The 16,202-nt window shown below is 70.3% G+C and carries 18 protein-coding genes; 13 read left to right on the top strand and 5 right to left on the bottom strand.

Features of this window, described 5'->3' with window-relative positions; all coding sequences use genetic code 11:
• The 3 genes from PV410_RS39620 to PV410_RS39630 form a co-directional block, all read left to right on the top strand.
• Positions 1 to 682: RDD family protein (locus tag PV410_RS39620; RefSeq protein WP_500331274.1), on the top strand; the 682-nt coding region annotated here is incomplete at its 5' end.
• A 56-nt stretch (positions 683 to 738) separates the two neighbouring features.
• A complete protein-coding gene (locus PV410_RS39625; RefSeq protein WP_500331276.1) occupies positions 739 to 1,422 on the top strand; it encodes an RDD family protein in 684 nt (227 codons plus the stop codon).
• An 80-nt stretch (positions 1,423 to 1,502) separates the two neighbouring features.
• Positions 1,503 to 2,138: an RDD family protein gene (locus PV410_RS39630; protein ID WP_499512090.1), complete on the top strand. Its 636-nt coding sequence runs from the start codon at positions 1,503 to 1,505 to the stop codon at positions 2,136 to 2,138.
• A 75-nt stretch (positions 2,139 to 2,213) separates the two neighbouring features.
• Here the strand turns inward: PV410_RS39630 and PV410_RS39635 are convergent, their stop codons facing one another.
• A complete protein-coding gene (locus PV410_RS39635) occupies positions 2,214 to 2,495 on the bottom strand; it encodes a hypothetical protein (protein WP_499512089.1) in 282 nt (93 codons plus the stop codon).
• 356 nt (positions 2,496 to 2,851) lie between these two features.
• Here PV410_RS39635 and PV410_RS39640 point away from each other — a divergent pair, with 356 nt between their 5' ends.
• The gene (locus PV410_RS39640) at positions 2,852 to 5,173 is read left to right on the top strand and encodes an immune inhibitor A domain-containing protein (protein WP_500331278.1); all 2,322 of its coding nucleotides are present in this window, start codon (positions 2,852 to 2,854) and stop codon (positions 5,171 to 5,173) included.
• A 75-nt stretch (positions 5,174 to 5,248) separates the two neighbouring features.
• Positions 5,249 to 5,566, top strand: coding sequence for a hypothetical protein (locus tag PV410_RS39645; protein ID WP_499512087.1), 318 nt, complete (start codon positions 5,249 to 5,251; stop codon positions 5,564 to 5,566).
• Between the two features lie 43 nt (positions 5,567 to 5,609).
• Here the strand turns inward: PV410_RS39645 and PV410_RS39650 are convergent, their stop codons facing one another.
• Entirely contained in the window at positions 5,610 to 6,206 is a 597-nt protein-coding gene (locus tag PV410_RS39650) for an isochorismatase family protein (RefSeq protein WP_500331281.1), read from the bottom strand.
• Between the two features lie 78 nt (positions 6,207 to 6,284).
• Positions 6,285 to 7,619, bottom strand: coding sequence for a nicotinate phosphoribosyltransferase (locus PV410_RS39655; protein WP_499512085.1), 1,335 nt, complete (start codon positions 7,617 to 7,619; stop codon positions 6,285 to 6,287).
• An 84-nt stretch (positions 7,620 to 7,703) separates the two neighbouring features.
• On the opposite strand from PV410_RS39655, the gene clpS reads away from it, so the two are divergent.
• The 8 genes from clpS (at position 7,704) to PV410_RS39695 (ending at position 13,344) form a co-directional block, all read left to right on the top strand.
• Positions 7,704 to 8,015 carry an ATP-dependent Clp protease adaptor ClpS gene (clpS, locus tag PV410_RS39660; RefSeq protein WP_499512084.1) on the top strand — a complete coding sequence of 104 codons (312 nt, stop codon included), beginning with the start codon at positions 7,704 to 7,706 and terminating at the stop codon, positions 8,013 to 8,015.
• A gap of 55 nt (positions 8,016 to 8,070) precedes the next feature.
• Positions 8,071 to 8,637: a DUF2017 domain-containing protein gene (locus PV410_RS39665; RefSeq protein ID WP_499512083.1), complete on the top strand. Its 567-nt coding sequence runs from the start codon at positions 8,071 to 8,073 to the stop codon at positions 8,635 to 8,637.
• 303 nt (positions 8,638 to 8,940) lie between these two features.
• Positions 8,941 to 10,377, top strand: coding sequence for an amino acid permease (locus PV410_RS39670; protein WP_500331283.1), 1,437 nt, complete (start codon positions 8,941 to 8,943; stop codon positions 10,375 to 10,377).
• A gap of 72 nt (positions 10,378 to 10,449) precedes the next feature.
• On the top strand, positions 10,450 to 10,875 hold the full coding sequence (locus PV410_RS39675; RefSeq protein WP_500331285.1) for a M67 family metallopeptidase: 426 nt from the start codon (positions 10,450 to 10,452) through the stop codon (positions 10,873 to 10,875).
• 66 nt (positions 10,876 to 10,941) lie between these two features.
• Complete coding sequence (locus tag PV410_RS39680; protein WP_500331287.1) at positions 10,942 to 11,046, top strand: putative leader peptide; 105 nt, start codon at positions 10,942 to 10,944, stop codon at positions 11,044 to 11,046.
• Positions 11,047 to 11,107: 61 nt separating this feature from the next.
• Positions 11,108 to 11,413, top strand: coding sequence for a MoaD/ThiS family protein (locus PV410_RS39685; RefSeq protein ID WP_500331289.1), 306 nt, complete (start codon positions 11,108 to 11,110; stop codon positions 11,411 to 11,413).
• Complete coding sequence (locus PV410_RS39690; RefSeq protein ID WP_499512078.1) at positions 11,413 to 12,363, top strand: PLP-dependent cysteine synthase family protein; 951 nt, start codon at positions 11,413 to 11,415, stop codon at positions 12,361 to 12,363. The genes PV410_RS39685 and PV410_RS39690 overlap by 1 nt, the downstream gene beginning before the upstream one ends.
• Before the next feature lie 228 nt (positions 12,364 to 12,591).
• Positions 12,592 to 13,344 (top strand): MBL fold metallo-hydrolase, encoded by a 753-nt coding sequence (locus PV410_RS39695; RefSeq protein WP_500331291.1) that lies wholly within the window; start codon positions 12,592 to 12,594, stop codon positions 13,342 to 13,344.
• A gap of 80 nt (positions 13,345 to 13,424) precedes the next feature.
• Here PV410_RS39695 and PV410_RS39700 read toward each other — a convergent pair whose 3' ends face one another.
• Positions 13,425 to 14,678, bottom strand: coding sequence for a PTS transporter subunit EIIC (locus tag PV410_RS39700; protein WP_500331293.1), 1,254 nt, complete (start codon positions 14,676 to 14,678; stop codon positions 13,425 to 13,427).
• 119 nt (positions 14,679 to 14,797) lie between these two features.
• Positions 14,798 to 16,129 carry a PTS transporter subunit EIIC gene (locus PV410_RS39705; protein ID WP_500331294.1) on the bottom strand — a complete coding sequence of 444 codons (1,332 nt, stop codon included), beginning with the start codon at positions 16,127 to 16,129 and terminating at the stop codon, positions 14,798 to 14,800.
• Positions 16,130 to 16,202: the final 73 nt, after the last annotated feature.

A 16,202-nucleotide genomic window follows, 5' to 3' on the forward strand; every position in this document is an offset into this window, starting at 1 on the left:
CCCGCGCGCGCCGGATCCGGCACTGGACGCGCCGCGCCAGCGTGAGCTGTGCGGGCCGCAGCGGCCCGCTCCCGTCCCGGGGGCGCAGCAGGTGGACGACCTGGCCCGTCAGGTCCCGCCGCAGGGCGGGGAGGCCGCCGCCCCCGGGTCATGGCGGCCGGCGGCCGACGACCCGTCGGCCCCCGCGCGGCGGCAGGCGCGCCCCGCGTCGCCGGGGAGGCGCCTGGTGGCCCGGCTGATCGACAGCGCGGTGGTGGGCGCGGTCGTCGCGGCCGCCGCTCTGCCGCTGGGCACGGCGGCGTACGAGCACCTGCGCGACAAGGTGGACGCCGCCCGGCTGACCGGCGAGGAGGTGACGGTCTGGCTGGTCGACGGCACGACGGGGGTGCAACTGGGCATCCTCGCCGCCGTCGCGCTCGTCACCGGAGTGCTGTACGAGGTGCTGCCCACCGCCAAGTGGGGCCGCACCCTGGGCAAGAAGCTGCTCGGCCTGCGCGTGGTGGACGTCGAGAGCCGGTACGAGCCCGGCTTCGGGCAGGCGCTGCTGCGCTGGCTCACCCACACGGTGCTGGACGCGCTCGTGATCGGCCTCCTCGGGCTGGTGTGGTGCCTGTTCGACCGGCCGTGGCGGCAGTGCTGGCACGACAAGGCGGCACGCACCTTCGTGGCCCGCGACAGCTGACACCCGAACGGCCCCCGCCGGAGGCGCGGCCGAATCGTCCGGGTTTCACTCGGGGCATGAGCACCGACCAGCCCGAGGACCCGTTCGCCAAGCCGCCCCGGGAGCCGTCCGGGCCCGCGCAGCCGCCGCCCGGGCAGTCACCGCCGCCTGCGGAGCAGCAGCCGCCGCCCGGGCAGCAGCCTTACCCGCCGCCCCCGTACCAGCCCCCGCCCGGCGGCTCGCCCTACGACCAGCCGCCCCCGGGCTACGGCGGCGACCCCTACGCCAGTGGCCCGTACGGAGCGGGCGAGCCCGATCCCCTGGCCGGGATGCCCCCGCTGGCGCACCGGGGGCGCAGGCTGCTCGCGCGCATCGTCGACGGGCTGATCATCGGCATCCCGGTCTACGGCCTCACCGGGCTGATCTGGGACTACGACTACAACGCCACCGGCGCGGTGTTCTCCCAGGGCGTCATCTACGCCGTGATCTACCTGGCCTACCAGGTGTTCATGCTCACCCGTTCCGGGCAGAGCCTCGGCAAGAAGCTGCTCAAGGTGCGCGTCGGCATGCTCGCCGACGGCACCAATCCGACGGCCCCGGCGGCGCTGAAGCGGGAGTCGGTCTACTCCCTGGTGCCGATCATCCCGTGCTGTGGTGAGATCTTCTGGATCATCGAAGTGCTCTGGTGCACCTGGGACAAGCCGTACCGTCAGTGCCTGCACGACAAAGCGGGGCAAACCGTGGTGGTTTCGGTGGAGTAAGGCACGCTGTGGGGTGATCGTCGCAGGGCCGTGACCATCACCGTCTATGCGCCGTCATGCCCGGCTGATTTACTCACTCCATGAGTTCGAATCAACCGCCCGGCTACGGTTACCCGCAGGGCGGCTCGGGGGGCCAGGACCCGTACGGGCAGAACCCGTACGGACAGCAGCCGCACCCCCAGGGCCAGAACCCTTACGACCAGCAGCCGTTCCCGCAGCAGCAGTCGCCCTACGCCTATCCGCAGCAGGGGCCCGGATACGGCCAGATGCCGACGGACCCGGCCCTGGCGGGCATGCCCCCGCTGGCCGGCAGCGGCCAGCGCTTCCTCGCCCGGCTCATCGACGGCGGCATCTTCCTCGTCGCGCTCATCATCCTGATGGTCGCCACGAGCACCTCCTTCACGGACACCGGCGCGTTCCTCGGCATCGAGCTGCTCGTCTTCGCGGGCGCGTTCGCGTACGAGGGCCTGATGCTCCAGTCGACGGGTCAGACCATCGGCAAGAAGGTCATGAAGATCCGCGTCGCCAAGCTGGCCGACGGCAGCCCGCCCGGCAGTGCCGCCTGGGGCCGCGCGGCGGTCTACTCCTTCATCGGCATCGTGCCGTGCGTGGGCTCCATCCTGTCGCTGCTCAACGTCCTGTGGCACCTGTGGGACAAGCCGTACCGCCAGTGCTGGCACGACAAGGCGGCCAAGACCGTCGTCGTCCAGGCCTGACACCCGCACTGACGAAGACGACGGCCCCGGAGCGGATGCTCCGGGGCCGTCGGCGTGATCTGCGGGGGTGCGGGTTCAGCGCCGCAGCGAGTGCTCCCCCAGCCGGGGTTCGGCGGCGCCGCGGACGCGGGGTCGTGGCACCGGCTGCTGTACGGCGGGCAGTTCGCGCCTCGTGCGGCGCGTGCCGGCCGGGATCGCCGCCGTCACGGCGACCAGGACACCGAGCGTCAGTCCTGCCGCGGCGATGACCGCCACCGCGACGCCCGATCTCGCCTCGGAGAGCAGCAGCATCGCGAGGGTGGAGAGCACCACGGTCGCGGAACCGTAGGTCAGCTGGGCGGGGGTGGGACGTGGCATGGCTGATCCGTCCTCATATACGACGATTGTGGCGGAGCGTCGGCCAGGGCCGTCTTCCCGGTGGTTCAGACGTGGCACGCCAACCACCGACTCTACGGTGCGAGATGCCCGCACGGAACGCCCGGTAAGCGTGACCTAACCCACGGTGCGGAAGCACGGGGGGCGCACGGGGTCGCATCGCGATCTTCCCCGGGACGCAACGAACCTGCGGCGAAATGGAGTTGCGCAGACCGATGTGTCCGCTATGTGCAACGGATCGGTCGCTCACCGTACTTGTCGGTCATGGCCAAGTCAAGATCTGTCTTTTCATCCGTCACTCCGGTGCAATGGCTTCACCCTAGGGAGGTCAATACATCGTGATAAGCCAACGACGGACCATCAGATCCGCCGCTCTGGCCGTGGCGATCGCCGCAATAGGCGCCACCGCCTTCCCCGTCGCGGCAGCCCAGGCCGACCCGCAGGCCGGTCGCGTCGTGCGGCACGACCCGGCGAAGGCGGAGCGCGTCGAGCACGATCTGAAGGGCCCGCTGAGCGAGCGCCAGTCCGCCCAGCGCCAGCAGGCGATCGAGCAGGTCATCTCGGGCAAGTCCAAGGTCGAGGACCGCGGTGCCTCGGACGTGGTCAAGCTCGGCAAGAACAAGTACGTCGAACTCGGGCGCGAGAAGACCGACAAGATCTTCGTGATCCTCGCCGAGTTCGGGACCAAGACCGACCCGCAGTACGGCGGTACGGCCGGTCCCGCGCACAACCAGATAGCCAAGCCCGACCGCCGCAAGGACAACAGCACGGCGTGGCAGGCGGACTACAACAAGCAGCACTTCCAGGACCTGTACTTCTCCAAGGCCTCCGGCAAGGAGTCGATGGCGAAGTACTACGAGAAGCAGTCCTCCGGCCGCTACTCGGTCGCCGGCGAGGTCGCCGACTGGGTCAAGGTCGACTGGAACGAGGCGCGGTACGGCAGCAACAAGTGCGACACCTGCACCTGGAACCTCGTCGCGGACGCGGTGAACAAGTGGGTCGACGCGCGCAAGGCCGCCGGTGACTCCGCCGCCACGATCAAGGCGAAGCTGGCCGAGTACGACCAGTGGGACCGCTACGACTACGACGGCGACGGCAACTTCAACGAGTCCGACGGCTACATCGACCACTTCCAGATCGTGCACGCCGGTGAGGACGAGTCCGCCGGCGGCGGCGCCCAGGGCGAGGACGCGATCTGGGCCCACCGCTGGTACGCGTTCGGCACGGACGCCGGCGCCACCGGCCCGGCGGGCAACCTGCTCGGTGGCACCCAGATCGGCGACACCGGCGTCTGGGTCGGCGACTACACCGTCCAGCCGGAGAACGGCGGCCTCGGGGTCTTCGCCCACGAGTTCGGTCACGACCTCGGTCTGCCGGACCACTACGACACCACCAACACCGCCGAGAACTCCACCGGCTTCTGGACGCTGATGTCGTCCGGTTCCTGGCTCGGCACCGGCAAGGACACCATCGGCGACCTGCCCGGCGACATGACCGCCTGGGACAAGCTGCAGCTGGGCTGGCTGAACTACAGCACCGCCAAGGCCGGCAAGGTCGGGATCAGCACCCTCGGCGTCGCGGAGTACAACACCGCGAGGAAGCAGGGCCTGGTCGTCACGCTGCCGAAGAAGACCGTGACCACCGAGCTGGCGACCCCGGCCGAGGGCGCGAAGCAGTGGTGGAGCGGCAGCGGTGACAACCTGAGCAACACCCTCACCCGTGACGTCGACCTCACGGGCAAGACCTCGGCGAGCCTGTCCCTCAAGGGCTGGTACGACATCGAGGAGAACTACGACTACCTCTACACCGAGGTGTCCACCGACGGCGGCGCCAACTGGACCGCGATCGACGGCACCATCGGCGGCGCCCCGCTCCCGCGCGACGCCAGCGACAAGCCGGCCCTGACCGGCACCGCGGCCTCCTACCAGGACATGGTGCTCCCGCTGGACGCCTACGCGGGCACGTCGGTCAAGCTCCGCTTCCGCTACCAGTCCGACGGTGGCGTGGCCCAGAAGGGCTTCCTCGCCGACGCGATCACCCTGACCGCCGACGGGGCGACCCTGCTCAGCGACGGCGCCGAAGCCGGTGACAACGGCTGGACCGCGAACGGCTTCACGGTCAAGGGCTCCACGTTCTCCGAGGACTACGCGCAGTACTACATCGCGGAGAACCGGCAGTACGTCTCGTACGACACGACCCTGAAGGTCGGCCCCTACAACTTCGGCTGGGGTACCACCAAGGAGAACTGGGTCGAGCACTACGCGTACCAGAACGGCCTGCTGATCTGGCTGTGGGACACCTCGATGAACGACAACAACGTCAGCGCGCACCCGGGCGCCGGTCGGATCCTGCCGATCGACGCCCACCCCAAGGCGCTGAAGTGGAGCGACGGCACGCTGCAGCGCAACCGCGTGCAGTCCTACGACTCCACGTTCACCAAGGCCCGCACCGACGCCATCACCCTGCACAAGAACGGCGTCGCCACCAAGCTCCCGAGCCTGCCCGGCAACACGGTCTTCGACGACAAGAACTCCTACTGGTCCTCGGAGAACCCCACGGGCAGCGTGAAGGTGGCCCCGAGCAACACCAGCATCACGATCCTCCACGAGGCCCGGGACGGCAGCACCATCACCGTCCGGGTGGGTCCCTCCAAGAAGTGATCACGCTCCGCACGAAGTGACCTGATCGGCCCCCGTCCCCTGGTGGACGGGGGCCGATCTGCCGATCATGTGCTTATGGCCAGCGGCGGTTTCACCAGGCTTCCGAGCGGCGACGTCGTCGTGGCCCTCCGGTTGCCCTCGCCCGGCGGGGCCCCGGACGAGTACATCAGGGTCCTCGTCGTCTCGGCCAACCGCCAGCGCGCACTGACCCGCCTGCGGAACCTGGGCTTCCGGACCGTCCGTCTCGTCGGCAACATGGAGCCCCCCACGTCCGACGAGATCAACGCCGTCCTCCACCACCCCGACGGCCTCGTCTGGCGCCGCATCCCCTCGGCCCCCGCCGCCCCCTGGCAGTCCATCGCGGCGCTGCTGGGCCCGACGGTGCGCCGCTGAACCCGGGGTGCGGCCCCGGGGGCCGTCCTCCCGCCACCGGCCGTCAGGCCTGTCCGCGGACGACCGGCTTTCCGGACAGTTCGGCGCCGGCGGCGCGCAGCTCGTCCAGCGCCGACTCGGTCGTCCTCGCCATGACGCCCGCCGTCAGGTCGAGCAGCACCCGGGTGCGGAACCCCTCCCGCACGGCGTCCAGTGCGGTCGCCCGCACGCAGTGGTCGGTGGCGATGCCGACCACGTCGACCTCCGCCACCCCGCGCTCGCGCAGCCACCGGGCCAGCCCGGTGCCGTTCTCGTCGGCACCCTCGAAGCCGCTGTAAGCACCCGCGTACGCGCCCTTGTCGAAGACCGCCTCCACCGCGCCCGAGGCGACCGCCGGAGCGAAGTTGGGGTGGAAGCCGACGCCCTCGGTGCCGGCGGCGCAGTGCACCGGCCAGGTGTGGACGTAGTCGGGGTGGTCGGAGAAGTGGTCGCCGGGGGAGACGTGGTGGTCGCGGGTGGCCACGACATGCCGGTAGCCGGCCGTGGCGTCCCCGATGAGGTCGGTGATGGCGGCGGCGACCTCGGAGCCGCCGGCGACCGCCAGGCTGCCGCCCTCGCAGAAGTCGTTCTGCACGTCCACGACGATCAGTGCGCGGTGCATGGTGGTCGGTCCCTTCCGGTCGCTGTCGCTTCGACTGTAGTGAGCGGCGGCCCTGCCGCGGCAGGGCGCCCCGGCCGATCAGTGGGTGATGTACTCGGTGTGCAGCGCCGGCTCGCCGCGCGACAGCTGGGTCGCGGACAGCGGCAGGGCGGCGCGCGCCTCGATGTGGCGGGTGCGGGCCGCGTCCAGCGGCTCCCGGTGCACGGTCTCGCCGCCCAGCACCAGCGGCACCAGCAACTGCCGGTCCGCCAGCGGTCCCGGGACCGGTCCGGTGCCGATCACCTCGGCCTCGGCGACCCCGTCGGCGTCCAGCCGCCGGGCCGCCCACTTGCGTCCGCCGATGCTGGTCTTGCCGCCCATGGACTTCTTGGCGACGGGCACCAGGGGCGCGCCCGGGTCGTCGGAGGTGGCCCGGGCGACCAGCTTGTAGACCATCGAGCAGGTCGGCTGCCCGCTGCCGGTCACCAGGGAGGTGCCGACCCCGTACGCGTCGACCGGCGCCGCGGCCAGCGAGGCGATCGCGTACTCGTCCAGGTCCGAGGTCACCACGATCCGGGTGTCCTTCGCCCCCAGGTCGTCCAGCTGCTGCCGCACCCGGTGGGCGAGCAGCAGCAGGTCCCCGGAGTCGATGCGCACCGCGCCGAGCTCGGGCCCGGCGATCTCCACGGCGGCCCGGACGGCCGTCGCCACGTCGAAGGTGTCGACCAGCAAGGTGGTGCCCCGGCCGAGCGACTCGACCTGGGCGGTGAAGGCGTCCCGCTCGTCGTCGTGGAGCAGGGTGAAGGCGTGCGCGCTGGTGCCGATGGTCGGCAGGCCGTAGCGGAACCCTGCGGCGAGGTTGCTGGAGGAGGCGAAGCCCCCGACGTAGGCGGCGCGGGAGGCCGCCACCGCCGCCAGTTCGTGGGTGCGGCGGGCGCCCATCTCCATCAGCGGGCGGCCCCCGGCGGCCACGGCCATCCGGGAGGCGGCGGCCGCGATCGCGGAGTCGTGGTTGAGGATCGACAGCACCACCGTCTCCAGCAGAACCGCCTCGGCGAAGGTGCCCTCGATCCGCATGACCGGCGAGCCGGGGAAGTACACCTCGCCCTCGGGGTAGCCGAGGACGTCGCCGCGGAAGCGGTAGCCAGCCAGCCATTCCAGGGTGGGCGCGTCCACGACGCGCTCCCGTTCCAGGAAGGCCAGGATGCGGTCGTCGAAGCGGAAGTTCTCCACGGCGTCCAGTACCCGTCCGGTGCCGCACACCACCCCGTACCGGCGCCCCTCGGGCAGCCGGCGGGTGAACACCTCGAACACCGAACGACGGTGGGCGGCGCCGCTGCGCAGCGCGGCCTGCAGCATGGTCAGCTCGTACCGGTCGGTGAACAGCGCGGTGGAGGGGACGGTGACGGGCAGCCCCAGGTCTGCAGTGCTCATGTCCGAGGATGCTACCCCCAACTCTCGTCAGAGTGACGATTTCTCGGAGGGCCGGTTTCCCTGTCGGCACGGTCTGGTGACAGCATGGGTCCCGTGAGTGTCGCCCCCGCAGAGATCGAACGGACCGAGTCGAGCGAGGCCCCCTTCGAGGTGCCGTCCCCGGACGTTCCCTGGGTGACTGTCGTCCACAACGACCCGGTCAATCTGATGAGCTACGTGACCTACGTCTTCCAGGCGTACTTCGGTTATCCGAAGGACAAGGCCACCAAACTCATGCTCGACGTGCACCACAAGGGCCGCGCCGTGGTCTCCAGCGGCACCCGCGAGGAGATGGAGCGCGACGTGCAGGCCATGCACGGCTACGGGCTGTGGGCCACCCTGACGCAGGACCGCTGAGGCCGCGAGACCACCGAGAAGACCACCGAGCCCCTGAGGGACGGCTGATACCGACATGCCCGGCTACTTCCAGACCGCCGCCGCAGGCGGCGCCGCCGTCGCGCTCGACGAGGTCGAGATCTCCATCCTGCGCAGCCTGGCCGTGCAGCTCCTGGAGCTGATCGGCCCCGGCGACGCCGCCGACGGCGCCGAACCGGCCGACCCACTGGCCGAGCTGTTCGCCGAGGGCCCCACCCGGCCCCCGCAGGACCCGGCGCTCGCCCGGCTCTTCCCCGACGCCTACGAGGAGGAGGCGGACTCCTCGGACTTCCGCCGCTACACCGAGAACGACCTGCGCACCCGCAAGCGCGGCGACGCGCTCGCCGTCGTCCGCAGCCTCGACGCGCTGACCCCCGGCGGTGACGGGGGAGCGGTGCTCAGCCTCGACGCGGAGCAGGCGCGCCGGTGGCTCGGCACCCTCAACGACCTGCGGCTGACCATGGGGACCCGGCTGGAGGTCAGCGAGGACGAGGACAGCGAGCTGTACCGGCTGCCGGACTCCGACCCGCGCAAACCGCTCGTCATGGCCTACCTCTGGCTCGGGGCGCTCCAGGAGAGCCTCGTGGAGACCCTCATGCCGTGATCCGGGGGGCGTCCGTTCGCTCAGACGACGCTCAATTCCGGATAACGATCACGTCACCGCAGCGGACCGCATTCCCATTCGGCGCACCTTTTGTCCGCTTCTTCCTGTGCCATGTGCCACATTTGCGCTGCGTGCCCGGCGCACACCCCGTGATACGAATCCTCGACCACCGGCCGTGACGCCACCCCTGTCCCGGTCGGTCGCGTGGCCGGCTGACCCCGGCGTGCACCTCCACCATCCGGGGGGATCGGAACCCGATCCGGGCCGTCGCGGCCGGACGGGCATGGAGAAAGGCACAGCACCATGACCTCGACGCAGGTCGAGCAGTACGAATCCGGCGACGGCGCCACGGGGGCCGCGCCGGAAGAGGGCTACAAGCGGGGACTCAGCGCCCGTCAGGTCCAGATGATCGCCATCGGCGGCGCCATCGGCACCGGCCTGTTCTACGGGTCCAGCAAGGGCATCGCCGCCATCGGGCCCAGCCTGATCGCCTGTTACACGGCCGCCGGCATCGTGATCTTCTTCATCATGCGGGCCCTCGGCGAGCTCCTCACCTACCGCCCCACCTCCGGCAGCTTCGCCGACTACGCCCGTGAGTTCTTCGGGCCGTTCGCCGGCTTCGCCACCGGCTGGTCGTACTGGGCCCTGTGGGTCACCGCCTGCATGTCCGAGGTCACCGTCGCGGGTGCCTACATCAACTTCTGGTGGCCGTCGGTCCCCGTCTGGTCCACCGCCGCGGTCGCCCTCGTGGTGCTCTTCGTCGGCAACCTCGTCTCGGTCAAGATCTTCGGCGAGCTGGAGTTCTGGTTCTCCACGATCAAGGTCACCGCGATCGTCGCGATGATCGTCATCGGCGTCGGCATCCTGACCTTCGGCTTCTCCTCCGCCGGCGACACCGCATCCGTCACCCACCTGTGGGCCGACGGCGGCTTCGCCCCCAACGGCGCCTGGCAGGCCATGCTCGCCATGCAGGGCGTGATCTTCGCCTACCTCGGCGTCGAACTGGTCGGCATCACCGCGGGCGAGGCCGAGAACCCCAAGCAGACCCTGCGCAAGGCGATCAACACCCTGCCGGTCCGCATCGGCATCTTCTACGTCGGCACGCTGATCGTCCTGCTGTCGGTCTTCTCCTGGACCAAGTACACCGCGGGCGTCAGCCCCTTCGTCCAGGTCTTCGCCCAGGTCGGCATCCCCGGCGCCGCCGGGATCATGAACTTCGTGGTCCTCACCGCCGCCCTGTCCTCCTGCAACTCCGGCATCTACTCCACCGGCCGCATGCTGCGCGGCCTGGCCGTCAACGGCGAGGCGCCCAAGGCCGTGGCCAAGCTCAGCGACCGGCAACTCCCGCTGCCCGCGCTCGTCATGTCCACCCTCTTCATGGGCATCGGCGTCATCGTCAACGTCGTCTCCCCGGACAAGGCGTTCGTCTACATCACCTCCGTCGCCACCTGCGCCGGCCTGTGGACCTGGATCGTGATCCTCGCCGCGCACCTGCGCTACCGCGCCAAGGTCCGCGCCGGGCTGCTGCCCGCCGCCGACTTCCGGATGCCGGGCGCCCCGGTCACCAACTGGATCGCCATCGTGGCGCTGCTCTCCGTCGTCGTCCTCATGGCGACCGACGCAGACACCCGCCTCGGCCTGTACGTCTGGCTCGTCTGGTCGGCCCTGCTCGGCATCGGCTACGCGGTCCTCAAGCGGCGCACCCCCGGCGACCCCGCCCTGGCCCTCGCCCAGGAGTAGTCCCGGGCCCGGCGTCTCAGCAGGTGACCGCCGTACAGCCGTACGGCGGTCACCTTCTCTATCCTGACGACCATGCTGACCATCACCCGTGCCCTGCACGACGCCCTCGTCGCCCACGCCCGCGCCGACCACCCGGACGAGGCCTGCGGCGTGATCGCGGGTCCGGCCGGCAGCGGCCGGCCCGAGCGGCACATCCCGATGCTCAACGCGGCCCGCTCGCCCACGTTCTACGAGTTCGACTCCACCGACCTGCTCAAGCTCTACCGGGAACTCGACGACCGCGACGAGGAGCCGGTGGTCATCTACCACTCGCACACCGCCACCGAGGCCTACCCCTCGCGCACCGACATCTCCTACGCCAACGAGCCCGGCGCCCACTACGTACTGGTCTCCACCGCCGACACCGACGGCGCCGGCCCCTTCCAGTTCCGCTCGTTCCGCATCGTGGACGGCGAGGTCACCGAGGAGCCGGTGGAGGTCGTCGACCCGTCCATCTGAGACGCGACGGTCCGTATCCTGGGACGACCGTCTCTGGGGCCCGGGGGGAATCGATACGATGAGCCCATGGTTTCCCACGACGTGAGCAACAGGGCGCCGGGCACGCTGCTCGTGGCGCGGCTGCACGTCGACCTGTGCCGCCTCGCCAGCGCGGCATGTACGTGCGCCTGAGCACCGTCAGCCCGCGCAACCCCGCTTCCCGCCGTACTCACGCACCCACTGGAGCCGACGCATGGCCATCGAGGTCCGCATCCCGACCATCCTCCGCACGTACACCGACGGCGCCAAGGCCGTCGAAGGCAGCGGCAGCACTGTCGACGAACTCCTCGCCGACCTCGACACCCGCCACACCGGCATCCGCGAGCGCATCGTCGACGGCGGCGAGCTGCGGCGCTTCGTCAACGTTTACCTCAACGACGAGGACGTCCGCTTCCTGGACGGCATCGCCACCAAGCTCACCGACGGCGACAGCGTGACGATCCTCCCCGCGGTCGCCGGCGGCAGCGGCCTGCCGGCCGACCGCGTCGGCGAGCGCTGATGCGGTACGACAGCCCGCTGGCAGCCGTCGGCAACACCCCGCTGGTACGGCTGCCGCGCCTGTCACCCTCCGGCGAGGTGTCCGTCTGGGCCAAGCTGGAGGACCGCAACCCCACCGGCTCGGTCAAGGACCGCCCGGCGCTCCACATGATCGAGCAGGCCGAGCGCGCCGGCCGGCTCACCCCCGGCTGCACGATCCTCGAACCCACCTCCGGCAACACCGGCATCTCGCTCGCCATGGCGGCCCGGCTCAAGGGCTACCGCATGGTCTGCGTCATGCCCGAGAACACCTCGTCCGAGCGGCGCGAACTGCTCACGATGTGGGGCGCCGAGATCATCCCCTCCCCGGCCGCCGGCGGCTCCAACACCGCCGTCCGCGTCGCCAAGGAACTGGCCGCCGAGCACCCCGACTGGGTGATGCTCTACCAGTACGGCAACCCGGACAACGCCGGCGCCCACTACGCCACGACCGGCCCGGAGATCCTGACCGACCTCCCCTCCGTCACCCACTTCGTCGCCGGGCTCGGCACCACCGGCACCCTCATGGGCGTCGGCCGCTACCTGCGCGAGAAGGTCCCCGGCGTGCAGATCGTCGCCGCCGAGCCCCGCTACGACGACCTCGTCTACGGACTGCGCAACCTCGACGAGGGCTTCATCCCCGAGCTCTACGACGAGTCCGTCCTCACCACCCGCTTCTCCGTCGGCTCCGAGGACGCCGTCCGCCGCACCCGCGAACTGCTCCAGCAGGAGGGCATCTTCGCCGGTGTCTCCACCGGAGCCGCCCTCCACGCCGCCCTCGGCGTGGCCCGCAAGGCCGAACGCGCCGGGGAGCGCGCCGACATCGTGTTCGTCGTCGCCGACGGCGGCTGGAAGTACCTGTCGACCGGCATCTACACCGCCGCGTCCACCGAGGCGGCCGTCGCCGCCCTGCACGGCCAGCTCTGGGCCTGATCCTCCCCCCACGGCGCCCTCGCCCCGCCGGACTTCCGGCGACGAGGGCGCCGTACTGGTGATTCCGCCCACAACGGGGCTCCGCAGAGGAGCACGCGCACGCCGTGCGCCTTACGCTCAAGAGCACATGGCGGGTCGCTCCCGCCCCTCCCCCCTCCCCCTGCGGAGCGGGGGCGTCGTGGCGCGCCAACGCAAGACCCCCGGAACAATCCACGGAGGTTTCTGCACATGAAGCTCACCGTCGTCGGCTGCTCGGGGTCGTTCCCGTCCGCGGAATCGGCCTGCTCGAGCTACCTCATCGAGGCCGACGACTTCCGGCTGCTCCTCGACATGGGCAACGGCGCCCTCGGCGAGCTGCAGCGCCACTGCGGTCTGTACGACCTCGACGCCATCCTGCTGAGCCATCTGCACGCCGACCACTGCATCGACATGTGCGCCTACTTCGTCGCGCGCTACTACCGCCACGAGGGCGGCCCCGCCCACGCCATCCCCGTCTACGGGCCCGAGGGCACCGAACGGCGGCTGGCCAGCGCGTACGGGGACGTGCCCGACGAGAAGTGCATGAGCGAGGTCTTCGACTTCCGCACCCTCGAACCCGGCACCTTCCGCCTCGGCCCCTTCACCATCACCGCGGACGTCGTCAGCCACCCCGTCGAGGCGTACGGCTTCCGTGTCGAGCACGCCGGTCGCGCCATCACCTATTCGGGGGACACCGGTCCCTGCGACGCGCTGCTGACGCTCACCGAGGGCACCGACCTCTTCCTGTGCGAGGCCTCCTTCACGCACGGCAAGGAGGACATCCCCGACCTGCACCTCAACGGCCGCGAGGCCGGCCAGTACGCGGACCGCGCGGGCGCCGGGCGGCTGCTGCTCACCCACATCCCGCCGTGGACCGACCCGCGGACCAACCTCGAGCACGCCCGCGAGGTCTACGACGGCCCGGTCGAGGTGGCGAAGGCCGGAGCGGTCTACGAGGTCTGAGCGCCCCCGCCCGAAGCAGCACGAAGCCCCCGGAACCAGACCTTCGGTTCCGGGGGCTTCGTCGTGTGCCGCGCCGGGCGCTACGCCTTGACGAGGTCCTCGTTCTCCTCCTCGGGCTCGCGGCCCGGGGTGGGGAGGTTGAACTTGGTGATCGCGAAGCGGAAGACCACGTAGTAGATCACCGAGAAGACGAGCCCGATCGGGATGATCAGCCACGGCTTGGTCGACAGGTTCCAGTTGAGCAGGTAGTCGATGGCGCCGGCCGAGAACGTGAAGCCCGCATGGACGCCGAAGGCCCAGGTCACGGCCATGGACAGCGCGGTGAGCACCGCGTGGATCGCGTAGAGCAGCGGCGCGATGAACATGAACGAGAACTCGATCGGCTCGGTGACACCGGTGACGAAGGAGGTCAGCGCGAGCGAGATCATCATGCCCATGACGGCCTTACGGCGCTCCGGACGGGCCGTGTGGGCGATGGCCAGGGCGGCGGCCGGGAGGCCGAACATCATGATCGGGAAGAAGCCGGTCATGAACTGCCCGGCACCCGGGTCGCCGGCGAAGAAGCGGGTCAGGTCGCCGTGGACGACGGTGCCCGCGGAGTTGGTGAAGTCACCCAGCTGGAACCAGGCCACCGAGTTCACGAACTGGTGCATGCCGATCGGGATCAGCGCACGGTTGATCAGACCGAACAGCGCGGCGCCGACAGAGCCGAGACCGGTCATCCACTCGCCGAAGTTGCTGATGACCTCGCCGATGGGCTCCCAGACCAGACCGAAGAACACGCCGACCAGGACGCCGACGAAGGCCATGATGATCGGCACGAGGCGGCGGCCGTTGAAGAAGCCGAGCCAGTCCACCAGCTTCTTGCGGTGGTAGCGCTGCCACAGGACGGCGGCGAGCAGACCCATGATGATGCCGCCGAGCACACCGGGGTTGTTGTAGGTGGCGGGGATGTCCGCGCCGGCCTGGATCTTGGCCTCGGTGACCGGGAAGGCCTTCAGGACGTTGCTGTAGACCAGGAAGCCGACCAGTGCGGCGAGGGCCGTCGAGCCGTCGGCCTTCTTGGCGAAGCCGATGGCGACGCCGATGCAGAACAGCAGCGGCAGGTTGTCGAACACGGCGCCGCCGGCGGTGGCGAACACCGAGGCGACCTTGTCCCAGCCGAGGCCGTCCGCGCCGAAGACGTCGGGCTGGCCGAGACGGAGCAGAATGCCCGCCGCCGGCAGGACGGCGATCGGCAGCTGCAGGCTGCGGCCGACCTTCTGCAGGCCTTGGAAAAGGCCGGAGCCCCGCTTCTTCGCTGCGGGGGCCGCCGATGCGGTGGCGGTTGTCATGGGGGGTCCTCCTGGTCTAAACCACCGAGTGGTGTAGACCAGTATTAAATGTAAGCGACGCGTCAAGGAAAGGCTCCTCCGGTGTGGTCTAGACCACACTCCTGAGCGTGGCGCCCCCGCTACGCCTTGACGTTGCCCCGCTCCATCTCCTCCGCGACCTCCTCAGGCTCACGCCCCGGCGTCGCCAGGTCGAACCTGGTGATCACGAAGCGGAAGAGCACGTAGTACACCGCCGCGAAGACCAGCCCGATCGGGACGATCCACCAGGGCTTCGTCGCCAGGTGCCAGTTGATGACGTAGTCGATCAGCCCCGCCGAGAAGCTGAAGCCGTCGTGCACGCCCAGCGCCCACGTCACCGCCATCGACACCCCCGTCAGCACCGCGTGGACCGCGTACAGCGCCGGCGCGATGAAGAGGAACGAGTACTCGATCGGCTCGGTGATGCCCGTCACGAACGAGGTCAGCGCCACCGACAGCATCAGGCCCCCGACCTCCTTGCGGCGGCCCGGGCGGGCGCAGTGCGTGATCGCCAGCGCGGCGGCCGGCAGGGCGAACATCATGATCGGGAAGAAGCCCGAGGTGAACTGCCCGGCCGTCGGGTCACCCGCCAGGAAACGCGTGATGTCCCCGTGCACCACCGTCCCGTCCGGCTTGGTGAAACTGCCGAACTGGAACCACACGAAGACGTTGAGGAACTGGTGCAGCCCCACCGTCAGCAGCGCCCGGTTCGCCACGCCGAAGATCCCCGCCCCGTACGAGCCCAGGTCCGTGAGCCACTGGCTGAAGGCGGTGAGCCCGGCACCGACCGGCGGCCAGACGAACACGCACAGCACCGCGAAGACGATCGCGACGAACGCCATGACGATCGGCACCAGCCGGCGCCCGTTGAAGAAGCCCAGCCAGTCCACCAGCCTCGTGCGGTGGTAGCGCTGCCAGAAGAACGCCGTCAGCAGCCCGATCACGATCCCGCCGAACACCCCCGGGTTCTGGTACGCCGCCGGAGCCGCCGCCGACGGCGTCCCCGGGGGGATGCACGCCCCGCTGATGGTGCTCGTCGCCAGGAACTCCGTCCCCGGCGGGCAGTCCTGCGGGAACTGGTGCAGCACCCCGTAGTAGACGAGGAAACCCGCGACCGCCGCCAGCGCCGTCGAACCGTCCGACTTCTTCGCCATCCCGATCGCGACACCCACCGCGAACAGCAGCGGCAGCCCCAGCGAACCGTCCAGCAGCGCCCCGCCCGCGCCGTCGAAGACCCTCGCCACGTTGTCCCAGCCCAGGCCCTTCGGGCCGAAGACGTCGTCCTGGCCCAGCCGGTTCAGGATGCCCGCCGCCGGCAGCACCGCGATCGGCAGCTGCAGACTCCGTCCCATCTTCTGCAGGCCCTGGAACAGGACACCGCTCCACTTCCGGCTCGGACGCGGGGCGGCTGCGGCGGCGGCGTCCGGACCCATGGGACTACCTCCCGGCAGGTAATGTGGTGTAGACCAGTTGCGGCACGGCTGCGTCACCCATGCATCCCCGCAA

It is taken from the genome of Streptomyces sp. PA03-5A (genome assembly GCF_033792725.1).
GTDB lineage: Bacteria > Actinomycetota > Actinomycetes > Streptomycetales > Streptomycetaceae > Actinacidiphila.

What these genes read in the sequence shown, in the direction of transcription:
- PV410_RS39625 (WP_500331276.1), top strand. Translation starts at nt 739, where the DNA reads ATGAGCACCGACCAGCCCGAGGACCCGTTCGCCAAGCCGCCCCGGGAG.
- PV410_RS39630 (WP_499512090.1), top strand. Translation starts at nt 1,503, where the DNA reads ATGAGTTCGAATCAACCGCCCGGCTACGGTTACCCGCAGGGCGGCTCG.
- PV410_RS39635 (WP_499512089.1), bottom strand. Translation starts at nt 2,495, where the DNA reads ATGCCACGTCCCACCCCCGCCCAGCTGACCTACGGTTCCGCGACCGTG.
- PV410_RS39645 (WP_499512087.1), top strand. Translation starts at nt 5,249, where the DNA reads ATGGCCAGCGGCGGTTTCACCAGGCTTCCGAGCGGCGACGTCGTCGTG.
- PV410_RS39650 (WP_500331281.1), bottom strand. Translation starts at nt 6,206, where the DNA reads ATGCACCGCGCACTGATCGTCGTGGACGTGCAGAACGACTTCTGCGAG.
- PV410_RS39655 (WP_499512085.1), bottom strand. Translation starts at nt 7,619, where the DNA reads ATGAGCACTGCAGACCTGGGGCTGCCCGTCACCGTCCCCTCCACCGCG.
- clpS (WP_499512084.1), top strand. Translation starts at nt 7,704, where the DNA reads ATGGGTCCCGTGAGTGTCGCCCCCGCAGAGATCGAACGGACCGAGTCG.
- PV410_RS39665 (WP_499512083.1), top strand. Translation starts at nt 8,071, where the DNA reads ATGCCCGGCTACTTCCAGACCGCCGCCGCAGGCGGCGCCGCCGTCGCG.
- PV410_RS39670 (WP_500331283.1), top strand. Translation starts at nt 8,941, where the DNA reads ATGACCTCGACGCAGGTCGAGCAGTACGAATCCGGCGACGGCGCCACG.
- PV410_RS39675 (WP_500331285.1), top strand. Translation starts at nt 10,450, where the DNA reads ATGCTGACCATCACCCGTGCCCTGCACGACGCCCTCGTCGCCCACGCC.
- PV410_RS39680 (WP_500331287.1), top strand. Translation starts at nt 10,942, where the DNA reads ATGGTTTCCCACGACGTGAGCAACAGGGCGCCGGGCACGCTGCTCGTG.
- PV410_RS39685 (WP_500331289.1), top strand. Translation starts at nt 11,108, where the DNA reads ATGGCCATCGAGGTCCGCATCCCGACCATCCTCCGCACGTACACCGAC.
- PV410_RS39690 (WP_499512078.1), top strand. Translation starts at nt 11,413, where the DNA reads ATGCGGTACGACAGCCCGCTGGCAGCCGTCGGCAACACCCCGCTGGTA.
- PV410_RS39695 (WP_500331291.1), top strand. Translation starts at nt 12,592, where the DNA reads ATGAAGCTCACCGTCGTCGGCTGCTCGGGGTCGTTCCCGTCCGCGGAA.
- PV410_RS39700 (WP_500331293.1), bottom strand. Translation starts at nt 14,678, where the DNA reads ATGACAACCGCCACCGCATCGGCGGCCCCCGCAGCGAAGAAGCGGGGC.
- PV410_RS39705 (WP_500331294.1), bottom strand. Translation starts at nt 16,129, where the DNA reads ATGGGTCCGGACGCCGCCGCCGCAGCCGCCCCGCGTCCGAGCCGGAAG.